We start from the raw sequence: 18,480 nt of genomic DNA, 5'->3' as shown, positions 1-18,480 counted from the left end.
GGTTTGAGCATGTGATGCATAAAAAAGGTAGTATTTCAATTTCTGATAGGTTAATATTATTTCTATAGTGTTACTTAATTATTTCGTAATCATTACAAAAATGGCGTATTTTGCTGTCAGAACAGAAAAGTAGTTATGTAAAAATAACTATTTTAGTTGTGGAGAAATAAAAATGAGGTGAAATTTAATAAAATATCGCTATAATTGTTACAAAATAAGTCGAGGTATGGAAAAAATTACGCCTTGATTTTCGACTTTCACATAGTATTTTTGCAATAATAGGATTCTATAATAGATTTAGTAGATTAAAATAATGAAAGATGTTTATAACGTGAAACATATATAATAGAAGAAACATGATTTAATAGATAAATAAAAAACGTAGGAGTGAAAACTCCTACGTTTTTGTTTATTCATATCGTAAACATTCAATTGGATCCAGTTTTGCAGCTTTGTTAGCTGGCAGTAAACCAAATATAATACCGATTAACATGGAGATACCTACTGCAAGAAGTCCAAGTTCTTTTGAGACAACGAGTGGCCATCCAGCAAAGATGGAGACAATCCAAGCGAAGAAGATACCGAGCATGAAACCGATGAAACCACCGAGTCCTGTTAAAATACAAGATTCAATTAAGAATTGTGTTAATACTTTACCACGCGTTGCACCAAGTGCTTTACGAATACCAATCTCACGTGTACGCTCTGTTACAGATACAAGCATAATGTTCATTACACCGATACCACCAACAAGTAAGGAGATAGCGGCAATACCACCGAATACCATCTTCATCATACCGATTGATTCATCTAATTGCTTCGTAAATTCACCTAAGTCTTGTGCTTCGAATTTGTGCTCAAATTTAGGAGCTTTCATTTCGTTTAAAACAGAAACGGCTTGTTTTTCTACACTTTTACGTTCGGCCGGAGAGGTCATTGTTAATCTTACAGAGTCATACTCAGTTACTCCTGAAATGACAGGCGCGTTTTCAAGTGATGTATAACCTTCAGGCATAGGCATTCCGAAGTCGTTTTTCGTTTCGTATACACCGACTATTTTATACGGCTTTCCTTTTATATCTGTGTATTGATTTGATTCCCAACCACTAAATAATTTGTTGAAAGCTTCTTCATTTAATATAACAGCAGGGATTGCTTGGTTTAGCTCACTGTCGTTTAATTCACGACCGTGAACTAATTTTATTTTCGAATCTGTCATAAAGGCGCCTGTTCCGCCTTTTAAATCAAGATTTACATCTTTTGAACCAGCAGATGCTTTTACTTTCATACTTACATCTGGATACACATCTTTAACGCCTGGTACAGTTTGCAGTCGGTTTAGCATATCAGCTGTAATTTTGGCATTATCTGTTCCATAGTCAGGATTGTTGTAGTAAATCGTTACTTCGTTATCTTTTCCTTGGCCTAACTCTTTTTTAAACTTTGCGTTTGTACCATCACCCATTGAAATGATAGTAATAATGGCACTAATACCGATAATAATACCTAACATCGTTAAAATAGAACGCATTTTATGGGCAAAGATAGAGGAAAGGGCCATGCGTATATTTTCACTCGTGTTCAAAATTAACCTCTCCAATCTTGGACGATATTTCCGTCACGAATTACAATTTGACGTGCTGCAGCTTCCCCGATTTCACGATCATGGGTAATCATAATGATTGTTGAGCCTTGTTTGTTTAATTCGTAAAAGAGGTCCATAATTTGTGTACTTGTTTTCGTATCAAGTGCTCCAGTCGGTTCATCGGCTAAAATGAACTTTGGATTATTTACGATTGCACGTGCAACAGCGACACGCTGTTTTTGTCCACCTGATAATTCGTTCGGTAAGTGAGTAGCACGATCAGCTAAACCTACTTTTGTTAAAGCAGCTAATGAGCGCTCACGTCTTTCCTTTTTATCAACTCCAGCGTAAATAAGAGGTAGCTCTACATTTTGAAGTGCTGTAAGTCTCGGTAATAACATAAAGTTTTGGAATACGAATCCGATCTCTTTATTACGAACGCGTGCAAGTTCTGTTTCAGACATGTTTGAAATGTTTTGTCCAGCTAGTTCGTACGTACCTGTCGTTGGTTTATCTAAACAACCGATAATATTCATTAAAGTTGATTTACCAGAACCAGATGGTCCCATAATAGAAGTGAATTCTCCTTGGTTCAGTGTTACGTCAATTCCGTGTAATATTTGAACGGATTCTGCACCATTTTGGAAGGATTTCGTGATGCCTTTTAAGTTAATCACTGGGCGACAACCTCCATACCATCTTTTAAGTCTTTTTCCGGTTTAGAGATAATTTGTTCTCCTTTTTTCACTCCAGAAACTTTTGCTTCGCTATCAGTCTCGAATTCAACAGTAATTGCTTGTTCTTTCGCTTTACCGTCTTTTATGACGAAGACAACATTTTTGTCACCTTTTTTCACGATGCTGCTTTTCGGAACAATTGTACCAGTTGCTTCGCCAGATTTACTCGTTACGTAAACGTGGAAGCCGTTTTGTAATTCTTCACTATTATCTAATGTGACAGTGAATTGATAGTTAGAAACAGTTTTATTTTCGTCCATGCTCTTTAATGGTGTAGAACCGATTTCTGTTACTTTTCCTGTCCAAGTCTTACCAGCGACAGTTTTTGAAGAAACAGTTACTTCTTGCCCAACTTTCATACTAGCAAGCTCATATTCAGAAAGTTGACCTTTTACTTTAAATGGACCAGCATGACGAAGTGTAATACCGCTCATACCTGTTTTTTCATCAGCAATTTTTACGATATCATCAATTACGCCATCAGCAGGACTCGTTACAGAAAGTGTGTTTACTTTCTCTTTTGCAGCTTTAATCATTTCATCAGATTTTTCAACTTCAAACTTTTTCATTTCAAGCTGTGATTCTAATTGTTGTACCTCGATTTCTGATGCTTTTAATGCTTCAGCAGGAAGGCCTGCATTTTTATCTTTTTGTAACTTTTGTTTTGCTGCATCAATTTGTTTTTGGAACAATGTTACTTCTTTTTGTGCGATTTTCTTTTGCATTTCTGCTTCAGTTACACCTTGTTTCGCAGTTGGGTCATTGTATTTAAATAGAAGCTGCCCTTTTTTTACTTCATCACCTTTTTTTACAGCTAATTCATACGTACCTTTTGTTGGATCAAATGAAATTGTTTCAATTCCGTTTGGAATGACTTCACCGCCAAATTTTTGCGCGTTTTCAATTTGTTTTTCTGTTACTTTATATCCGCTATATGCTATTGCTACTTCTGAACCGCCGCCAGCAAATGCAAAGTATGATCCAGCTGCAATTCCGATTGCTACTACACTAGTAATTAACACTTTATTTTTCTTCTTCATCTATTTATCACCTTTTCGTTCGTTTTAGTATCTACATTAAGTATAGAAGAGGGAAAGAATCTGACAAATCGTTTTAGCTTACAATAACCTTACAGTTTTGTAAGGTATGAATATGTAAATGTAAGGTAGAGCTTGTCCCAGTGTAAGCAAATGAATTGACGCGTGTTTTTTTTCTTACAATAATATTGTATGAAGGAGAGGAGGAAGGAAGATGGAAGCTTATTTTAGTGCGCATCCATTAAAACCGTTTATTCCCTACTCAAGGCAACATGCCATTATATTATTTATTCTGTTGGTGGGAATCGTTTTTTTATATCAATACCAAGATGTATTACGTCAAAATGAGTGGAATATAACGGTTCGATATGCGATTGCATTTCTATTTATAGGGAGTGAAATTGGACTTCATATGTGGGAGTGGAAAGCAGGGATTTTTGAGCTAGCCACTTCATTACCATTTGAGTTATGTACGATTAGTTTGTTGTTAGCGTCAATTATGATCATAACGAAAAGTTACCGTATATATGAGATTGTATTTTTTACAGGAATTATCGGTGCATCACAAGCCATTTTAACGCCAAACTTGCAGTATGCTTTTCCGCATTTTCGGTTCATTGAATATTTTATCGCGCATATATTGCTCATTTGGGCTCCACTCTTTATGACTTGGGTGGAAGGATATCGTCCGACAGTACAATCTATTAAACGCACAATGATATTTTTAAACATATTGATTCCGATTGTTTCGTTTGTAAATTACAAAACAGGTGGTAATTATATGTTTTTAGCTCATAAGCCAGAAACAGCTTCATTACTTGATATGTTAGGACCACATCCTTACTATATTATTTCATTAGAACTCGCAGCGCTTATTGGATGTTTTATTTTGTATATGTCGTTTGCGAAAAGAGAAAAACAGTTACATAAAGAATCGTTAGGGTCATAACCTAGCGATTTTTTATGTATTAAATATTTACAATTCAGAAAATTAAGAATAAAATTGAAGAGTAAATTATAGAGAGAGAAGGGCGAAAATGGTCAAAAAAGTATTTTTGAATGGGATGGAAGTGACGGTTCAATTTCTTATTTCGATTTTGGGTATTATTTGTTTAGGGACATTGCCGAAACTATTTTATGGATTTGAGCTGCATGCATCACAGTACATACAGAGTTTACAAGAAGTGTTTGTGAATTTAATGGACATCTCCAATTTTAAATATGTGGGAGATAAATTTTTATTTCCACAGTTGTTTGTCCATTATAAAGAAACAATTATTATATTTTTAGCTGCTTTTTTCATTTCATTATTTGTAGCATTTTGTATTGTTTATGTAATTATGAGTAGTTCACCGCGTATACAACATCGAATTAAATCATTTCTTATCTTCCTAGAATCCATTCCAGATATCCTTCTTATTTTAGTATCACAAATTTTAGTTGTATGGTTTTTTAAACAAACAGGTTTTTTACCTTTTCAAATTGCTTCAATTGGAGGCGAGTCGATTAGAGGGTTGCCAATATTATGTTTGAGCATCCCAACTACGATTATGTTTGTAAAAATGGTAGTGCTCCGTTTTGAAAATGAACTAGAAAAAGATTATGTACTATTTGCTAAGGCGAAAGGGCTGGGGCGCTTTCATATTTTAAATCGTCATATTTTACGAAATGTGTTGCTTAGTACATTATTCTTTGCGAAAACGAATATCTTTTTTATGTTATCTAATTTATATATTATAGAATGGATTTTTAATACGGGTGGTATTTTTATGTTTTTGAAATCGTATGAGGGTATTAGAGTTGAAGTTTTTATCGTGAGTGTACTGCTTATTTATATTCCGATTTTTATTTTATTTAAATTGTTTCATTATCTCATTCCGGCTGCGATGAAGGAGAGATTATAATATGTGGACGTATATAAAACGTGATAAAAGATTTTGGATAAGTATTGGGTTTCTTCTTCTATTAGTTCTTTTGAGCATCGGAAATACGTTATGGAATGATGGACATATTAGACAAGTTACATTGCAATATGATGCGGATGAAAATCCACAAGTGCCACCGTTTCCACCTTCATTACAATTTTTACTCGGGACAGATCGGAAAGGGTATGACCTGTTACATTTAGTCATTGAGGGCGCGAAATGGACGGTTGGTATATCTATTTTAATTGCGGCACTTAGAATGGTAATAGGTGTATTTTTCGGTGTCGTGCTCGGAACGTACATAAAAAGAGGATTTTCAAAAATTGAGGCTTTCTTTGATAGTTTTACAGTTATTCCGACAGTTATGATTGCGTATTTTTTTCTTCAATTTGCAAGTACATTTGGAAGTGGGGAGGAAACAACAACCTTTTTTGAAAGGGCTTCGTTTCAAGTGGTCTTACTTGTAATGCTTGTAATGCCAGTTATTGCACTGTATGTTGCGAAGGAAGTTCGTAAATTGCGAACGGAGGAATTTGTTGATGCCGCGCGCATATTAGGTGGATCGAGAAGACATATTGTTATAAAACATCTTTTCCCGCATCTTTATATGACGTTTATACTTGTATTTTTTCAGCAGTTTACGCAGACTCTTACTATTTTACTGCACTTAGGGTTACTAGAAATATTCTTTGGCGGAACGGTTAAGTTTTTAGGACCGATAGAAGAAATAGAATCTTACACACATGAATGGTCAGGGTTAATTGGAGTCTATTTTAGATCATTAACAGTGAATCCGTGGATCCCTCTCGTTCCGATTACATTTTTTGGACTTACTATTTTTTCAGGAAATATGATTGTAAAAAGTATCGAAGAGGCGATGATGAAAGTAAGGTTAGGAGGAGAGCTAAAGAAGGATGTTGTAGAAGAGGAACAATCTGTTGTGCAGTCAAAGGAAGAGCTGTTTACGTTTAAACATACGATGTAAAGAATCTAGGAAACTAGGTTCTTTTTATTTTGTTATATTACAATATCGTAAGAGAGATGTAATGAAAATCGATAGGGGAGAAATACGATTTCGTATACACTTCATGTATAGAGAAATACGAGGGCGGGTGAAGGTATACGATGGATTTTTTAGAAGTATCAAAACGTAGTATAAAACGAAATATGAAAGATTATTTTCTATACTTTATTTCATTAGTAGGCAGCATTATTATTTATTTTACATTCGTATCGATTAAACGAAATGAAAGTGTAGTAGCTCTTTTAAAAGAATCGGATAAGGTGGAAACGACATTTACGTTTGCACAAATATTGTTGATTATCTTTTTAACGATATTTATTTTTTATTGCAATAGCTTCTTTTTACGAAAGAAGAAAAAAGAAATTGCACTATACAGTTTATTAGGTATCCGTAAAGAGGAGATTGCGAAGTTACTCTTTTATGAAACATTATTAGTTGGTGCTGCGGCAAGTGTGTTAGGTATTCTTGCTGGTTTATTTATAGCGAATATGTGCGCAGGGTTTCTCGTAAAGTTAATGGGAAGTGCATTTACTTTTACATTTACGATTTCATTTTTATCTATAGTAGAAGTTCTTATAACGATAGGTGCAATTTTCTTTATTGCATCATGGAAAAGTAAAAAGTTAATTTATAAGCATCGTTTAGTTGAATTACTATATGGTGAAAATCAAAAAGAAGAGGCACCTACGTATGCAAGTAAGAAGGCAAAACGAGCAATTGTTTTATTAATTACAGGTTATATTATTGCGCTACTTACACAAGTTTTTGGATTTGGAGCAATTTTTATTACAGGTCTACTTATTTTTGGTTGTATTGTAAAAGGTACGTTTTTACTATTTGAGCAATATACAGTGAAATCACTCCATAAAATAAAGGAAGATAAAACGAAATATTGGAATGGAACGAACATTTTATCCATTTCTTCATTGTTCTTCAGAATAAAAGGAAACGTAAAGATGCTCGCGCTATTATCTTTATTAAGTGCGGTAACATTATGTACCATTGGAATTAGTTCTAGTATGTATTATGGAGCGCAGAAGACAGCGGCATTAATGAATCCAGTTAGTTATGAGTATGTAACGACTGGAAAGGAATTAGATAAGAAAGTTAGAGAAGAAATTCAAAAACATGAGCTAGCAATTAAAAATGAAACATCTGTAGCTATGCTCTCTATGCAAGGAAAGATAGATGGAGAACAAATATTAACTGGGTACTTAATAGGTAATGGTAATGTGCAAATGATAAAAGTGACAGATTATAATAAAGTAGCTTCTATGTTAGGTAAGAAACAAGTTATTCTCGGTTCTGAAAAGGAAGTTATTTTATTAGATCCGTATAAGTCGTATAACATCGAAAACAATTCACTTGAAGGAAATAATGTATCCTTTGAAGGGATGAAGGATGATATTACAATCGTTGACCATCGAGAGGAAACAGTTGTGAGTGCGAAACTTGCACCAGTTGGACTTGTTGTTCAAGATTCATTATTTAATAAGTTGCAGCAAGGACATGCTGTTTCTACAGTTAGAGGATTTATCGTCGAAGGAAATGGTAATGCAGAGGTAACGAAAAATTTAGCGAATATCCTTTCCAAAGAAGCGAAATTCCAATCATTTGAAGAGGCAAGCCAATCTGAATTGCAAGATGGCGCAGTGTTATTGTTTGCTAGTGTATTTTTAGGGATTGTCTTTATTCTTGCAACAGGTTGTATTTTATACTTTAAACAAATAACAGAAGCGATGGCAGAGCAACCAGCGTACGGAATATTAAAGAAAATTGGACTAACGAAAAAGGAAGCAACAGAGTCTGTAAGAAAGCAAGTAGGTGCAATATTTTTAGTACCATTACTTCTTGCGATTTGTCATACATTCTTTGCATTTTTAAGTTTGATGGGCTTTACAGGAATGTTTGAATATAGTCTTCCTTTATTAGGAAGTATAGGTGTGTATATCATCATTTACTTTGGTTACTATATGTTAACGGTCCGTTCGTACACAAATACAGTATGTAGCGATAGAAAATAAAAAGAAGCAAGCATGAAATCCATGCTCGCTTCTTTTTATTTTGTAGAAACTTCGCCTTCAGCTTCTGTTTGCGGAATAAAGTAACCAATTATACCACCGATGATTGCTGGAATAATCCAGCCAATTCCTAAGTTGTAAAAAGGAATGGTGTGTACGATATTAGCGATAAAGTTTGGTATCATTTCCACATTATCAAGTGCGTGAATACAGCTAATAATGAATGCTGCGATCATTGCCCCGATGTAGACAGAAGGTTTACGTTTCGTATATTTATCTATAAATGATACGAAAATTAAAATAATCGTAATTGGATATAAAATAATTAATACAGGTAATGTAATTTTGATTAATAAACTTAAACCTAAGTTTGAAATCACGAAGCTGAAAATACAAACGTATAGTACGAGCTTTTTGTAAGAAACATTTGTTAGTACTGTTGCGAAATAGTTTGCAAATGCACTTACAACACCAATTGCTGTCGTTAAACAAGCGAAGATAATGGCGATGCTTAATAAAACATTCCCGCTTGTCCCAAAGAAGTGGTACATAACAGTCGCTAATAGTTGACCACCGTTCTCGAATTGTCCTAAGTTGCCGTTTGAAGCACCGATATAACCGAGTAAGAAGTACACAATTGTTAAAAATAGAGCTGCAATGCTTCCGCAAATAATTGTATATTTGGCGATAGATTTCTTCTCTTGTATACCGTTTTGGCGAATTGCATTTACAACAATCGTTGATAATACAAGTGCACCGATTGCATCTAACGTTAAAAACCCTTCAAGAAATCCTTTGAAAAATGGGATTTCTTTATAGTCACCAACAGGTTCTGCAAACGTTCCTGGTGAAAGAATCGCTTTTGTTGCCATAATTGCAATAATTCCAAGTAAAATTGGTGTTAATATTTTTCCGATATGATCTACTAATTTTGATGGATTTAATGATAAGAAGTAGACGACTGTAAAGAAAATCGCACTAAAGATTAACATAGAGTACCATTGGTCCGGGAAAAGTGGTGCAATCCCAATTTCATAAGATACAGATCCAGTTCGTGGAATAACAAATAGTGGGCCGATTGAAAGATAAATAATGATAGCGAATATTGCTGCGAATTTTGGGTGAACACGGCTTGCTAACGTGTTGAAACTACCACCGGCAAGGGCAACAGCGACAATAGCAAGTAGAGATAAACCGACGTCTGTAATAATAAATCCTGTAATGGAAATCCACATATTTCCTCCGGAAGAAAGACCGAGAAGGGGCGGGAAAATCATATTACCAGCACCGAAGAAAACTGCGAATAGTAATAAACTAATCGAAAGTATTTGCGCTGGTTTTAAAGTTGTACGCATATAAAGAAAATCCTCCTACTGAGTGTTTTTGTCGAAAATTCAAACAATTTGTCGAGTAACTGTTATTATTTTAAAGGTCTGATGACTAGAAAGCAATAGGGAATTTTGAAAAAATTAAAAAATAATGCATTAAATCGAATAAATATACTATTTATATGTTTGATAGGAAGGATTTAACTTTGAACGTAAAAAAACACATATCGCTAGGATATGTGTTTTAAAAAAATATTTTTTTATCACGTTCTTCTTTTAAAATTTCAACTGCTTCTCGGAAACGTTGTGAATGGACAATTTCACGTTCACGTAAGAAGCGTAGACTATCATTTATATCTGGATCATCGGATAAATTAATGAGCCATTGATATGTTGCTCGTGCTTTTTCTTCGGCTGCAATATCCTCGTATAGATCGGCAATTGGATCACCTTTAGCCTGTATATACGTTGCAGTAAATGGAACACCAGCCGCATTATGGTAATGAAGTGCACTATCATGATCAGCGTAATGAGGATCAAGTCCAGCGGCTTTCATTTGTTCAGGCGTTGCATCTTTCGTTAGTTTATAAACCATCGTAGCAATCATTTCAAGGTGGGCAAATTCTTCTGTACCAATATCAGTAAGTAGGCCAATGACTTTATCAGGAATTGTATAACGTTGATTTAAGTAACGTAGTGCAGCAGCTAGCTCGCCATCTGCCCCGCCGTATTGCTCAATTAATAATTTTGCAAGTGCTGGATTGCAAGTTCCCACTTTAACGGGGTATTGTAATTTCTTTTCATAAATCCACATAGTTTCTCTCCTTTATATTTGCCATGGCCAAGGACCTTTGCTCCATTCCCAAGGGGCATTCGAATAACTGTTTCCAAACTGTTGGAGTGGTCCGTATTTTTCTTCCATCTTTTGTTTTAATACTCTCCGTTTATAGGAAAAGTCATTAAATTGATTAATTGCAGCGGTGTCATCTGGATGTGTATCTAAATAAAGAGTGAGTTCAACTAGTACAAAGTCCAGTTCTTGAAGCTCCAGTAAAAGTTGATAGTATTCTTCTGGTAGCGATTGATTCACGTCAGTAGTCACCGCCCTTTTTTATAAGGATTTTCATAATAGTCATAAAAAACAGGCCATAAAGTTCCTTTTTGGAGTGCTTCTTTTGGCGTGAATTGCGGTAAGTTTGGCGGTTGAAAGCCTAAAAATAAATTAGGAGGAGTAGAATAATATTTTTTTCCGATAGGAGGACAAGGATCGAGAGGACTATGATAGGGCACAAATGATCTCATATATTTATTCACGAATAAACCTCCTTACATGTTCATTACTACGTATTGTATTCAGACATAATGAGCATTTATGACACATATAAAAAAGTAATAGGTACGGGGGGAATGAATGTGGAGACTGTGAAACAATTCATTGTATTGGAAGTGAAAAACTTAAAGGAAACGTTGTATTTTTACGAAGGGATTTTAGGAATCAAACCTAGTTTAGAAAGACCGCAATTAGATACAACAGGAGTTTGGTATCATTCTGATTCAAAGAGAATTAGTTTTGTCATGAATCGCGTGTTAGGTGGACGGGAAAAAACTGTTACAGATTCATGTGAGGTTTTAACGTTTACGATTTCTAACATAGAGAAATTGAAAAAGAAGCTAGCGTTTTATGAGATTTTATATACAGAAAATGAATATGCGAAGAGTATTGTAGTACAAGACCCAGATGGATATAAACTTGAAGTGATAGAGAAGAATGAATAGATGGAGGGGATTTGGTGGAGAGAAATTATGAAGAAAGTGCGTTGTTTGAGCATCAATTTTGGCTAAAGGTACTTACTGATCATGCGCAGTTTTTACTTGATGCATTAGCTCCAAAGGAAAAAGAAGATATAAAAAAAGCTATTTATTTTGTTGAAACATTTACGAATCTGTTAAATAAAGTTCATAATGTGAATCTCGTGGCATTTTCCAAAGAGGCGGAACAAGCAGCTAAGGAAATACGAATGTTTAAATTAAATATTATACAGAAACAGTTGGAAGGAAAAATTACCATTCATTTTACGCCAACTTTTATCAATCATATGGTAAATGAAGTTGAGGAGTATATAACGGTTTTAGAGTTTTTAAAGAAAGGGGAAGTACCGCCTGTTTTTCATGAATTACATTATCATCTTGTTTGGCTAACGGATGCGGCTGGTCATGCGGGCTCTATTTCTGGTGGGCTAGATCTTGTTGAAAAAAGATTAAAAAAGAAAAGTGAAGAATTCGAAAAGCACTTTGAACAATTTTATTTAAAGGCAGTTGAAATGACGGGGTATTTAAGAACAGAGCTTCATCATTTTCCTGCATTAAAGAAGTTTACAAAAGATGTTTCACTTGAACTAAAATTATTTTCACATTTTTTACATGAAGTGGAAGAGCTCGAGTTATCAAATGAAATATTAAGTGCATTATCAGCGAGAATGGCAGATCATATGGCAAGAGAAGAATGTTATTATTTATTAAAATTAGCCCAATCATCTGGACTCGAAATGCCGAAATGTAATCCGCTTTAAAGAAAAAGAGGTCAATTTTATTTGGCCTCTTTTTCTGTTTTATTGTCTCTTTTTATTTTTGCTTGTTCAATACTTGCCTGTAATGTCTCCATAATATTGATGATGTTTGGAGCAGGAGAGATGGTTTCCGTTTTTTCCTGTTCTTCAATTTTATTTTCTATTAATTCGGTAAGAGCTTCTTTATATTCATCTGTATATAACTCTTGTTCGAAAGGGTTTGTAAGATGGTGGATTAAATTAATTGCTGCGGTGAGTTCTTGTTTTTGAATCGGATAATTTTCGTTACTTGGTAAGTTAGGTGTATTTGTTATATCGCGAATTTCATTAGGATAGTGAATAGTTTGCAACATAAGCCCATCTTCAAAGTTACGGATAATAGCTAAATGTTGTTTTTTTCTAATGGAAATATGGATAAGACCAAGTTTATTCGTACGTTCAAGAGCTTCTTTTAATAATAAATACGATTTTTCGTGTCCTGGAGTAGGGCCTATAAAATAAGAACGATCATAGAGAACAGAATCAATTTCGTTATTTTGGATAAAAGATATAATACGAATAGATCGTGGTTCGTGAGCTTTTTGCAACGCAGATAATTCTTTTTCATCCATAATAATGTACTTATGAGGTGCGTATTCATAGGCTTTTACAATATCTTTATCATCGACTTCTTCATCTGTACAATCGGGAGCGAATTTTTTATATTTAATAGGTGTTAAGCATTCTTTATGGAGGCTTAAAAATTTTATATCGTTTTCATCTACGGCGCTATATAGTTTAATTCCTATATTTAATAGTCCAAGTGAAAGTGCACCTTTCCAGACGGTATGCAAATGAAACATCTCCTTTCGTTCAAAAATGGTTATGTATATTATGAGATAGTAGGAAATTTCCTATACGTGTATTTGTTTTTTATGGAAGGGATTGGAATATAAAAGATATTGACAAGCCCTCTGAAATATTTTAATGTGAGTGTATAAAATTGTGTATAAAGGGGAGTAACTTATTACAATAAAGTCGTCATTACAGGGAGAAACCCTCGGCTTTATTGGCAACGTTTCGTTGTTAGTGAGACCTTTACCAGCAATGGTAAAGGCCCCTTATTGTCTTTTTTAGGACCCTTACCATATTTGGTAGGGGCCTTTTTGTATACAAAGAGAGGAGAAATAAAAATGAAAAAACTGATTAGTAGATTAAGAGTTGTATTTCATGTTCGCCGATTTGTTCCATTCCTATTTGACTTTTTTACTTCAAAAGAGGTTTCAATAAAGAAGAAAATCTTATCCATTGCTTTTTTAGTTGGTTATGTAGCGATGCCGCTCGATTTAATTCCAGACTTCTTACCGTTCATCGGTATTTTAGATGATATTGGGATTGTGTTATTTATTTTGAACCGAATTGTAAAAATGGCGCCAGTTCAATTACAAGAAAAGCATAATGTAAACGTAGGATAGGAGTTAAAATATGGAGCAAATTATTTTAGATATAATTGAGTTTTTAAAGCAGTTTTCTTATTTTGGAGTTGTATTGGCTTTAACGTTTGAATTTATTCCAGCAGAAGTCGTTTTGCCTATGGTTGGATATTGGGTGTACGAGGGGGATATGAATTTTTGGCTAGCTGTATTAGCTGGAACACTTGGCGGAACGACAGGACCGTTAACGTTATACGCACTCGGTTATTACGGTGGTCGTCCTCTATTAATAAAGTACGGGAAATACTTCTTTATTAAAGAAGAACAAATTCAAAAAGCAGATGATTTCTTTGAGAAATATGGACCAGTTGTAGCATTTGTTGGACGCTTTGTACCGGGAGTTCGAACACTTATTTCTGTTCCATGTGGTATGGCAAAAATGAATATATGGAAATTTAGTATTTATACATTTGTAGCAATGTTCCCGTTAACAACTTTATATGTCTATTTTGGAATGAAATTAGGTCCGCATTGGGCAAAAGCGGCGGATGTTGTTGGACAATATATGCTACCGATATTACTAGTCGTAGTTATTGTTGTAGGTGGTATATTCATCTATAAATTTATGAAAAAAAGAAATAAAACTGAATCTATCTAGTCATTTGAATATTTTTTGAAAATAGATGAATCGTACAGGCAAAAGACTCTGGGGGACATACACATATAGGGAATAACAAAGAGAGAGGGGAAAGGCTATGGCTTGTGAATGCTCAAGTACAGTATTAACATGCTGCTCAGATAATAGCAGTAACTTCGTCCAAGATAAAGTATGTAACCCGTGGTCTAGTGCTGAAGCTAGTACATTTACAGTTTACGCAAACAATGTGAATCAGAATATTGTTGGTACAGGATATTTAACTTATGATGTTGGTCCTGGCGTAAGTCCTGCGAACCAAATTACAGTAACGGTTTTAGACTCAGGTGGAGGGACAATCCAAACATTCCTAGTAAATGAAGGGACTAGCATTTCATTTACGTTTCGCCGCTTTAACATCATCCAAATTACAACTCCAGCAACGCCGATAGGTACGTATCAAGGGGAATTTTGTATTACAACTAGATATTTAATGGCATAGAGAGGGGAATTAGTATGGGTAATTGTAGTACAAATCTTTCATGTTGTGCAAATGGACAAAAAACAATTGTCCAAGATAAGGTGTGTATTGATTGGACAGCAGCTGCAACTGCAGCAATCATTTATGCTGATAATATTTCGCAAGATATTTATGCTTCAGGATATTTGAAAGTGGATACTGGAACAGGTCCTGTTACAATTGTATTTTATAGTGGAGGAGTAACGGGGACTGCAGTGGAAACAATTGTAGTTGCCACTGGAAGTAGCGCATCTTTTACAGTTCGCCGATTTGATACGGTTACAATTCTTGGAACAGCGGCTGCTGAAACAGGAGAATTTTGTATGACTATTCGCTACACTTTGTCTTAATATATAGTGATTTAAAGATTACTAAAAAACGTGCAAACGATTCATAAGTTTGCACGTTTTTTAGTAGACTTTTGATTAGATTCAAAAGCAATAGTTTTTTTGTTATAGGCAATCTCGCTTTGATTTACAATAAGTTAATTGGAAGCAGTAACGCCCCTCGATATAAATAGAAGGATCTGATGGAATATCGATAACTGAAACGGATTGTAAATCAAAGCCTGTATATGAAATAGTGTTTCCAGGTAAAACTGTAAAAGTGTTTGTGGTAGAACTTATTATTTGGATAGATAGTGCATTGGTACTATTTCTATTGTTGTATATAGAGATAGTTCCAGATAATGAAATAATTCCATCTTTTTTCCAAATGTTTACTGTGGTGTTGGTTTGTTTTAGTTGTTTTTGAGAAATTGGAATAAAATCATTTGAGATAAGAATATCTCCAGCGAACTCATTGGTAACTAATTCGGCATCGCCTCTTTCAGGTGGGGAAATAGGAGGAGGACAGGGGCAAGTAGGTTGACAAATGATAGATAAAGGAGCAAAACAGCCGATATTTTTATGAGGTTTCAATGGGTTCCCTCCTTTTCATAAGATTGTTTACTATTATTAAATGTAACAGCATGGCCGATGTGTTAAGAATAGATAAAAAAAATAAAATCGTGATAGTTTCATAGGCCCATACCTCTTCACAGTTTTTATAGGAAAAAGTTAGTTAACTATTAGACAAAAGTACTTGTTTTATGTAAATGTGGCATTTAATATAAAATTGACTGTATATTTACAAAATTTAAACAAAATACATTTTTAGTTTAAATTAAGTTAATATATGTTCGATACAATAACCAATGTAATTAATTTATTATATGAGGAGGATTCATGTGGAAAGAACAGCTTTACGCAAAGTAAAAGGTCTTATTGGATTATTAATGGTTTTTGTATTAGCATTTGTATCATTTCCGTGGGGTACATCAGTTAAAGCGGAAGAGAAGAAGCAAGAAAAGGCACCGAGTGAGAAGAAGATCGTTTTTCCGGTTGTAAGTGATGTACATATTAAAAATAGTGGAACGGATGATACGTTTCGCTGGAAACGAGCGATTGAACAGCTTAATACGCTTGCACCAAAGCAAGATGCGTTTGTTATCGTAGGTGATTTCACAGATACAGGTTCAGTGCAGCAATATGATCGTTTCATGCAAGTATATAATGAAAATGCAAATAAAGATGCAGTACGCATGAATTCTCTAGGAAACCATGATTATTGGAACGGTTTATCTGTAGAGGGAGCGCAGAAGCGTTTCTTAGAAAAAACAGGAATGGAATCGATTTACTATCATAAAGTGGTGAAAGGGTATCATTTCCTTGTTATGTCTCCAGAAGATGGGACAACTCATGGATATTATTCAGATAAGCAAATTAATTGGTTAAAAGAAGAAATGGCAAAGGCACAAAAAGATGATCCAGAAAAACCAATTTTCGTATTTTTACACCAGCATATTAAAGATACAGTATACGGTAGCCAAGAGTGGGGAACAAAAGATAGCGCGAAAATTAACGAGGTGTTAAAAGAATATCCACAAGTTATTACGTTTTCAGGTCATTCACATTATCCGTTAGATGACCCGAGATCGATTCATCAAAAAGACTTTACATCAGTTGGTACATCTTCAGTAAGTTATATGGAAGTTGAAGGTGGTAAAGTACAAGGGACGATCCCGCCAGGAGCTAGTACATTAAGCCAAGGCTTATTAGTAGAAGTAGACGATAAAGAAGTAACGATCAATCGCCGTGATTTCCATACAAATTCTTGGACAGGCGAGCCTTGGAAAATTAAATTACCAGCAAAGAAAGACACATTTACACATGTAGAAGATCGTGATAAAGAAAAGCCATACTTTGCAAAAGATGCAAAGCTCGCGGTATCAAATGTAACAGAAAATGCAGCAACAGTAACATTCCCACAAGCGCTGGATAACCTTCTTGTTCACTCTTATCGTGTACAAGCTAGAGATAAGCAAACGGGAGAAATAAAGAATAAATTGTTGGCATTCTCAGAGTTTTATCGTGATCCAGTACCAAAAGATCTTACGTTTACGCTTGCAGGATTAGATGGTGGAAAAACATATATGCTTGAAGTAGTTGCAATCGATTCGTTCGGTAATGAAAGTGCGCAGCCGTTAACGGCAGAAGTTACTACGAAAAAAGATAATATTGACCCGAATGTGAAAGTACCAAAGGCTGATGTTTTCGATGTGAACTTTGCAGATGGTACATTTAAAGACAATTCACCATTTGCTACAAAAGGTGATGTGAAGGGCAATGTGACTATTGAATATGATAAAGCATTGAAAAAGAATGTTATGAAATTAAACGGAAAAGCAAACACATTTGGATACCTTCCATTTTTAGCAGCACAAAAAGAGAAAGTAGCAAATACGTTCACGCTAGAAACTGTATTTTCAATGAATGAAATTCGCGGACAAGGTATTTTACAAAATACAGAGAGCGGTGGAATTGGTTTTGAATCTACAGGAAGTGGATATGTTGAATTATGGGCTCACATTGGCGGCAGTTATAAACGCGTTGGCGTTCAATTAGAAGCAAACAAAACATATCACTTAACAGGAACGTATAACGGAAGTGAAGTAGCTATTTATGTAGATGGTAAAAAAGTAAATAGCCAACCGGCTACAGGAAAAGTGTATCATCCAAATGTACCATTTGCACTTGGAGCGGATCCTGATAGCAATGGAAATGGCGGTATTCCGTTAAATGGACAAATCGCGCTTGCAAGATTATATAGTAAAGCGTTAAGTTCTTCAGAAGTATTAGCGGCGTACAATGAGTTTTCTAACCGCACAAAGTTAGAGCAAGTGAACGCGTTATATGAAGAGCTTGGAAAAGTGAAAGAAGTGTTAGCTGGTACGTATGAGTTTGGTGATAAGCCAGGTCAATATTCAAAGGAAGCATTTCAAGAATTAGAGAAAAGCTATAATAATGCAAAGCAAGCATTTGAAAATGTAGGGAGTACAGGAGAGCAAATCGTTCAAACGTATAACGAATTAAAAACAGCTAATGTAACATTTATACAATCTAAAGTAGTAGAACAACCGAAAACACTGAAAGAAAAATTACAAATGAATATTGAATCTGCAAAAGCAGTAGTGAAAAAAGCGCAAGATGTAAATGTAACGGACGGTTCAGTGAAAGCACTGAGTCAAAAAATTACAGTGGCCGAAGCTGTAGTGAAAGATGTAAAAGTAAAAGATGCACAAGTAGAAACGATGAACCGTACGATGGAATATGCGATTTCACTCGTTGAAAAAAGCATAAACAAATAAGA

20 protein-coding genes are annotated in these 18,480 nt (G+C 34.7%); 11 read left to right on the top strand and 9 right to left on the bottom strand.

What is annotated here, in order from left to right; all coding sequences use genetic code 11:
• Positions 1–409: 409 nt before the first annotated feature.
• Genes ACTFSI_RS19855 through ACTFSI_RS19845 form a run of 3 tightly spaced genes read right to left on the bottom strand, consistent with a single transcriptional unit; the run spans position 410 to position 3,362 of the window.
• On the bottom strand, positions 410–1,561 hold the full coding sequence (locus ACTFSI_RS19855) for an ABC transporter permease (protein WP_002020451.1): 1,152 nt from the start codon (positions 1,559–1,561) through the stop codon (positions 410–412).
• Between the two features lie 26 nt (positions 1,562–1,587).
• Positions 1,588–2,262 carry an ABC transporter ATP-binding protein gene (locus ACTFSI_RS19850; RefSeq protein ID WP_000609103.1) on the bottom strand — a complete coding sequence of 225 codons (675 nt, stop codon included), beginning with the start codon at positions 2,260–2,262 and terminating at the stop codon, positions 1,588–1,590.
• On the bottom strand, positions 2,259–3,362 hold the full coding sequence (locus ACTFSI_RS19845) for an efflux RND transporter periplasmic adaptor subunit (RefSeq protein WP_000728813.1): 1,104 nt from the start codon (positions 3,360–3,362) through the stop codon (positions 2,259–2,261). The genes ACTFSI_RS19850 and ACTFSI_RS19845 overlap by 4 nt, the downstream gene beginning before the upstream one ends.
• A 211-nt stretch (positions 3,363–3,573) precedes the next feature.
• Here ACTFSI_RS19845 and ACTFSI_RS19840 point away from each other — a divergent pair, with 211 nt between their 5' ends.
• From ACTFSI_RS19840 to ACTFSI_RS19825, 4 genes are all read left to right on the top strand, one after another.
• Positions 3,574–4,308: a YwaF family protein gene (locus ACTFSI_RS19840; RefSeq protein WP_000388675.1), complete on the top strand. Its 735-nt coding sequence runs from the start codon at positions 3,574–3,576 to the stop codon at positions 4,306–4,308.
• A gap of 88 nt (positions 4,309–4,396) precedes the next feature.
• Positions 4,397–5,263, top strand: coding sequence for an ABC transporter permease subunit (locus tag ACTFSI_RS19835; protein ID WP_000239704.1), 867 nt, complete (start codon positions 4,397–4,399; stop codon positions 5,261–5,263).
• Position 5,264: 1 nt separating this feature from the next.
• Positions 5,265–6,269, top strand: coding sequence for an ABC transporter permease (locus tag ACTFSI_RS19830; protein ID WP_000269964.1), 1,005 nt, complete (start codon positions 5,265–5,267; stop codon positions 6,267–6,269).
• 140 nt (positions 6,270–6,409) lie between these two features.
• Positions 6,410–8,332, top strand: a complete 1,923-nt coding sequence (locus ACTFSI_RS19825; protein WP_044791226.1) for an FtsX-like permease family protein — start codon at positions 6,410–6,412, stop codon at positions 8,330–8,332.
• Positions 8,333–8,367: 35 nt separating this feature from the next.
• Here the strand turns inward: ACTFSI_RS19825 and brnQ2 are convergent, their stop codons facing one another.
• From brnQ2 to ACTFSI_RS19805, 4 genes are all read right to left on the bottom strand, one after another.
• On the bottom strand, positions 8,368–9,684 hold the full coding sequence (brnQ2, locus tag ACTFSI_RS19820) for a branched-chain amino acid transport system II carrier protein BrnQ2 (RefSeq protein ID WP_440045591.1): 1,317 nt from the start codon (positions 9,682–9,684) through the stop codon (positions 8,368–8,370).
• A 217-nt stretch (positions 9,685–9,901) separates the two neighbouring features.
• Positions 9,902–10,471, bottom strand: coding sequence for a spore coat protein CotJC (cotJC, locus tag ACTFSI_RS19815; protein WP_000265273.1), 570 nt, complete (start codon positions 10,469–10,471; stop codon positions 9,902–9,904).
• A gap of 12 nt (positions 10,472–10,483) precedes the next feature.
• Positions 10,484–10,747, bottom strand: a complete 264-nt coding sequence (locus tag ACTFSI_RS19810) for a spore coat protein CotJB (RefSeq protein ID WP_001076510.1) — start codon at positions 10,745–10,747, stop codon at positions 10,484–10,486.
• Positions 10,748–10,755: 8 nt separating this feature from the next.
• A complete protein-coding gene (locus ACTFSI_RS19805) occupies positions 10,756–10,971 on the bottom strand; it encodes a spore coat associated protein CotJA (RefSeq protein ID WP_001046257.1) in 216 nt (71 codons plus the stop codon).
• Between the two features lie 33 nt (positions 10,972–11,004).
• Here ACTFSI_RS19805 and ACTFSI_RS19800 point away from each other — a divergent pair, with 33 nt between their 5' ends.
• Positions 11,005–11,433, top strand: coding sequence for a VOC family protein (locus ACTFSI_RS19800; RefSeq protein WP_130983620.1), 429 nt, complete (start codon positions 11,005–11,007; stop codon positions 11,431–11,433).
• 14 nt (positions 11,434–11,447) lie between these two features.
• Positions 11,448–12,227, top strand: coding sequence for a DUF2935 domain-containing protein (locus tag ACTFSI_RS19795; RefSeq protein ID WP_000440971.1), 780 nt, complete (start codon positions 11,448–11,450; stop codon positions 12,225–12,227).
• 17 nt (positions 12,228–12,244) lie between these two features.
• On the opposite strand, the gene ku is transcribed toward ACTFSI_RS19795, so the two are convergent.
• Positions 12,245–13,057 carry a non-homologous end joining protein Ku gene (ku, locus tag ACTFSI_RS19790; protein ID WP_138322445.1) on the bottom strand — a complete coding sequence of 271 codons (813 nt, stop codon included), beginning with the start codon at positions 13,055–13,057 and terminating at the stop codon, positions 12,245–12,247.
• Positions 13,058–13,396: 339 nt separating this feature from the next.
• Between ku and ACTFSI_RS19785 the strand changes: the two genes are divergently transcribed.
• The 4 genes from ACTFSI_RS19785 (at position 13,397) to ACTFSI_RS19770 (ending at position 15,140) form a co-directional block, all read left to right on the top strand.
• The gene (locus ACTFSI_RS19785) at positions 13,397–13,678 is read left to right on the top strand and encodes a YkvA family protein (protein ID WP_000733844.1); all 282 of its coding nucleotides are present in this window, start codon (positions 13,397–13,399) and stop codon (positions 13,676–13,678) included.
• A gap of 10 nt (positions 13,679–13,688) precedes the next feature.
• Complete coding sequence (locus ACTFSI_RS19780) at positions 13,689–14,294, top strand: DedA family protein (RefSeq protein WP_139895744.1); 606 nt, start codon at positions 13,689–13,691, stop codon at positions 14,292–14,294.
• 97 nt (positions 14,295–14,391) lie between these two features.
• Entirely contained in the window at positions 14,392–14,772 is a 381-nt protein-coding gene (locus ACTFSI_RS19775; protein WP_000742049.1) for a DUF3992 domain-containing protein, read from the top strand.
• Between the two features lie 14 nt (positions 14,773–14,786).
• Positions 14,787–15,140 carry a DUF3992 domain-containing protein gene (locus tag ACTFSI_RS19770; protein ID WP_000526007.1) on the top strand — a complete coding sequence of 118 codons (354 nt, stop codon included), beginning with the start codon at positions 14,787–14,789 and terminating at the stop codon, positions 15,138–15,140.
• A 102-nt stretch (positions 15,141–15,242) separates the two neighbouring features.
• On the opposite strand, the gene ACTFSI_RS19765 is transcribed toward ACTFSI_RS19770, so the two are convergent.
• A complete protein-coding gene (locus ACTFSI_RS19765; RefSeq protein WP_139895743.1) occupies positions 15,243–15,710 on the bottom strand; it encodes an S-Ena type endospore appendage in 468 nt (155 codons plus the stop codon).
• Between the two features lie 308 nt (positions 15,711–16,018).
• Between ACTFSI_RS19765 and ACTFSI_RS19760 the strand changes: the two genes are divergently transcribed.
• Positions 16,019–18,478 carry a LamG-like jellyroll fold domain-containing protein gene (locus tag ACTFSI_RS19760; protein ID WP_440045590.1) on the top strand — a complete coding sequence of 820 codons (2,460 nt, stop codon included), beginning with the start codon at positions 16,019–16,021 and terminating at the stop codon, positions 18,476–18,478.
• The last annotated feature ends 2 nt before the right edge of the window (positions 18,479–18,480 follow it).

It is taken from the genome of Bacillus cereus group sp. MYBK101-2, assembly GCF_051918845.1.
Classification (GTDB): Bacteria; Bacillota; Bacilli; order Bacillales; family Bacillaceae_G; genus Bacillus_A; species Bacillus_A paranthracis.
This window is presented reverse-complemented; position numbering and strand designations above follow the sequence as displayed.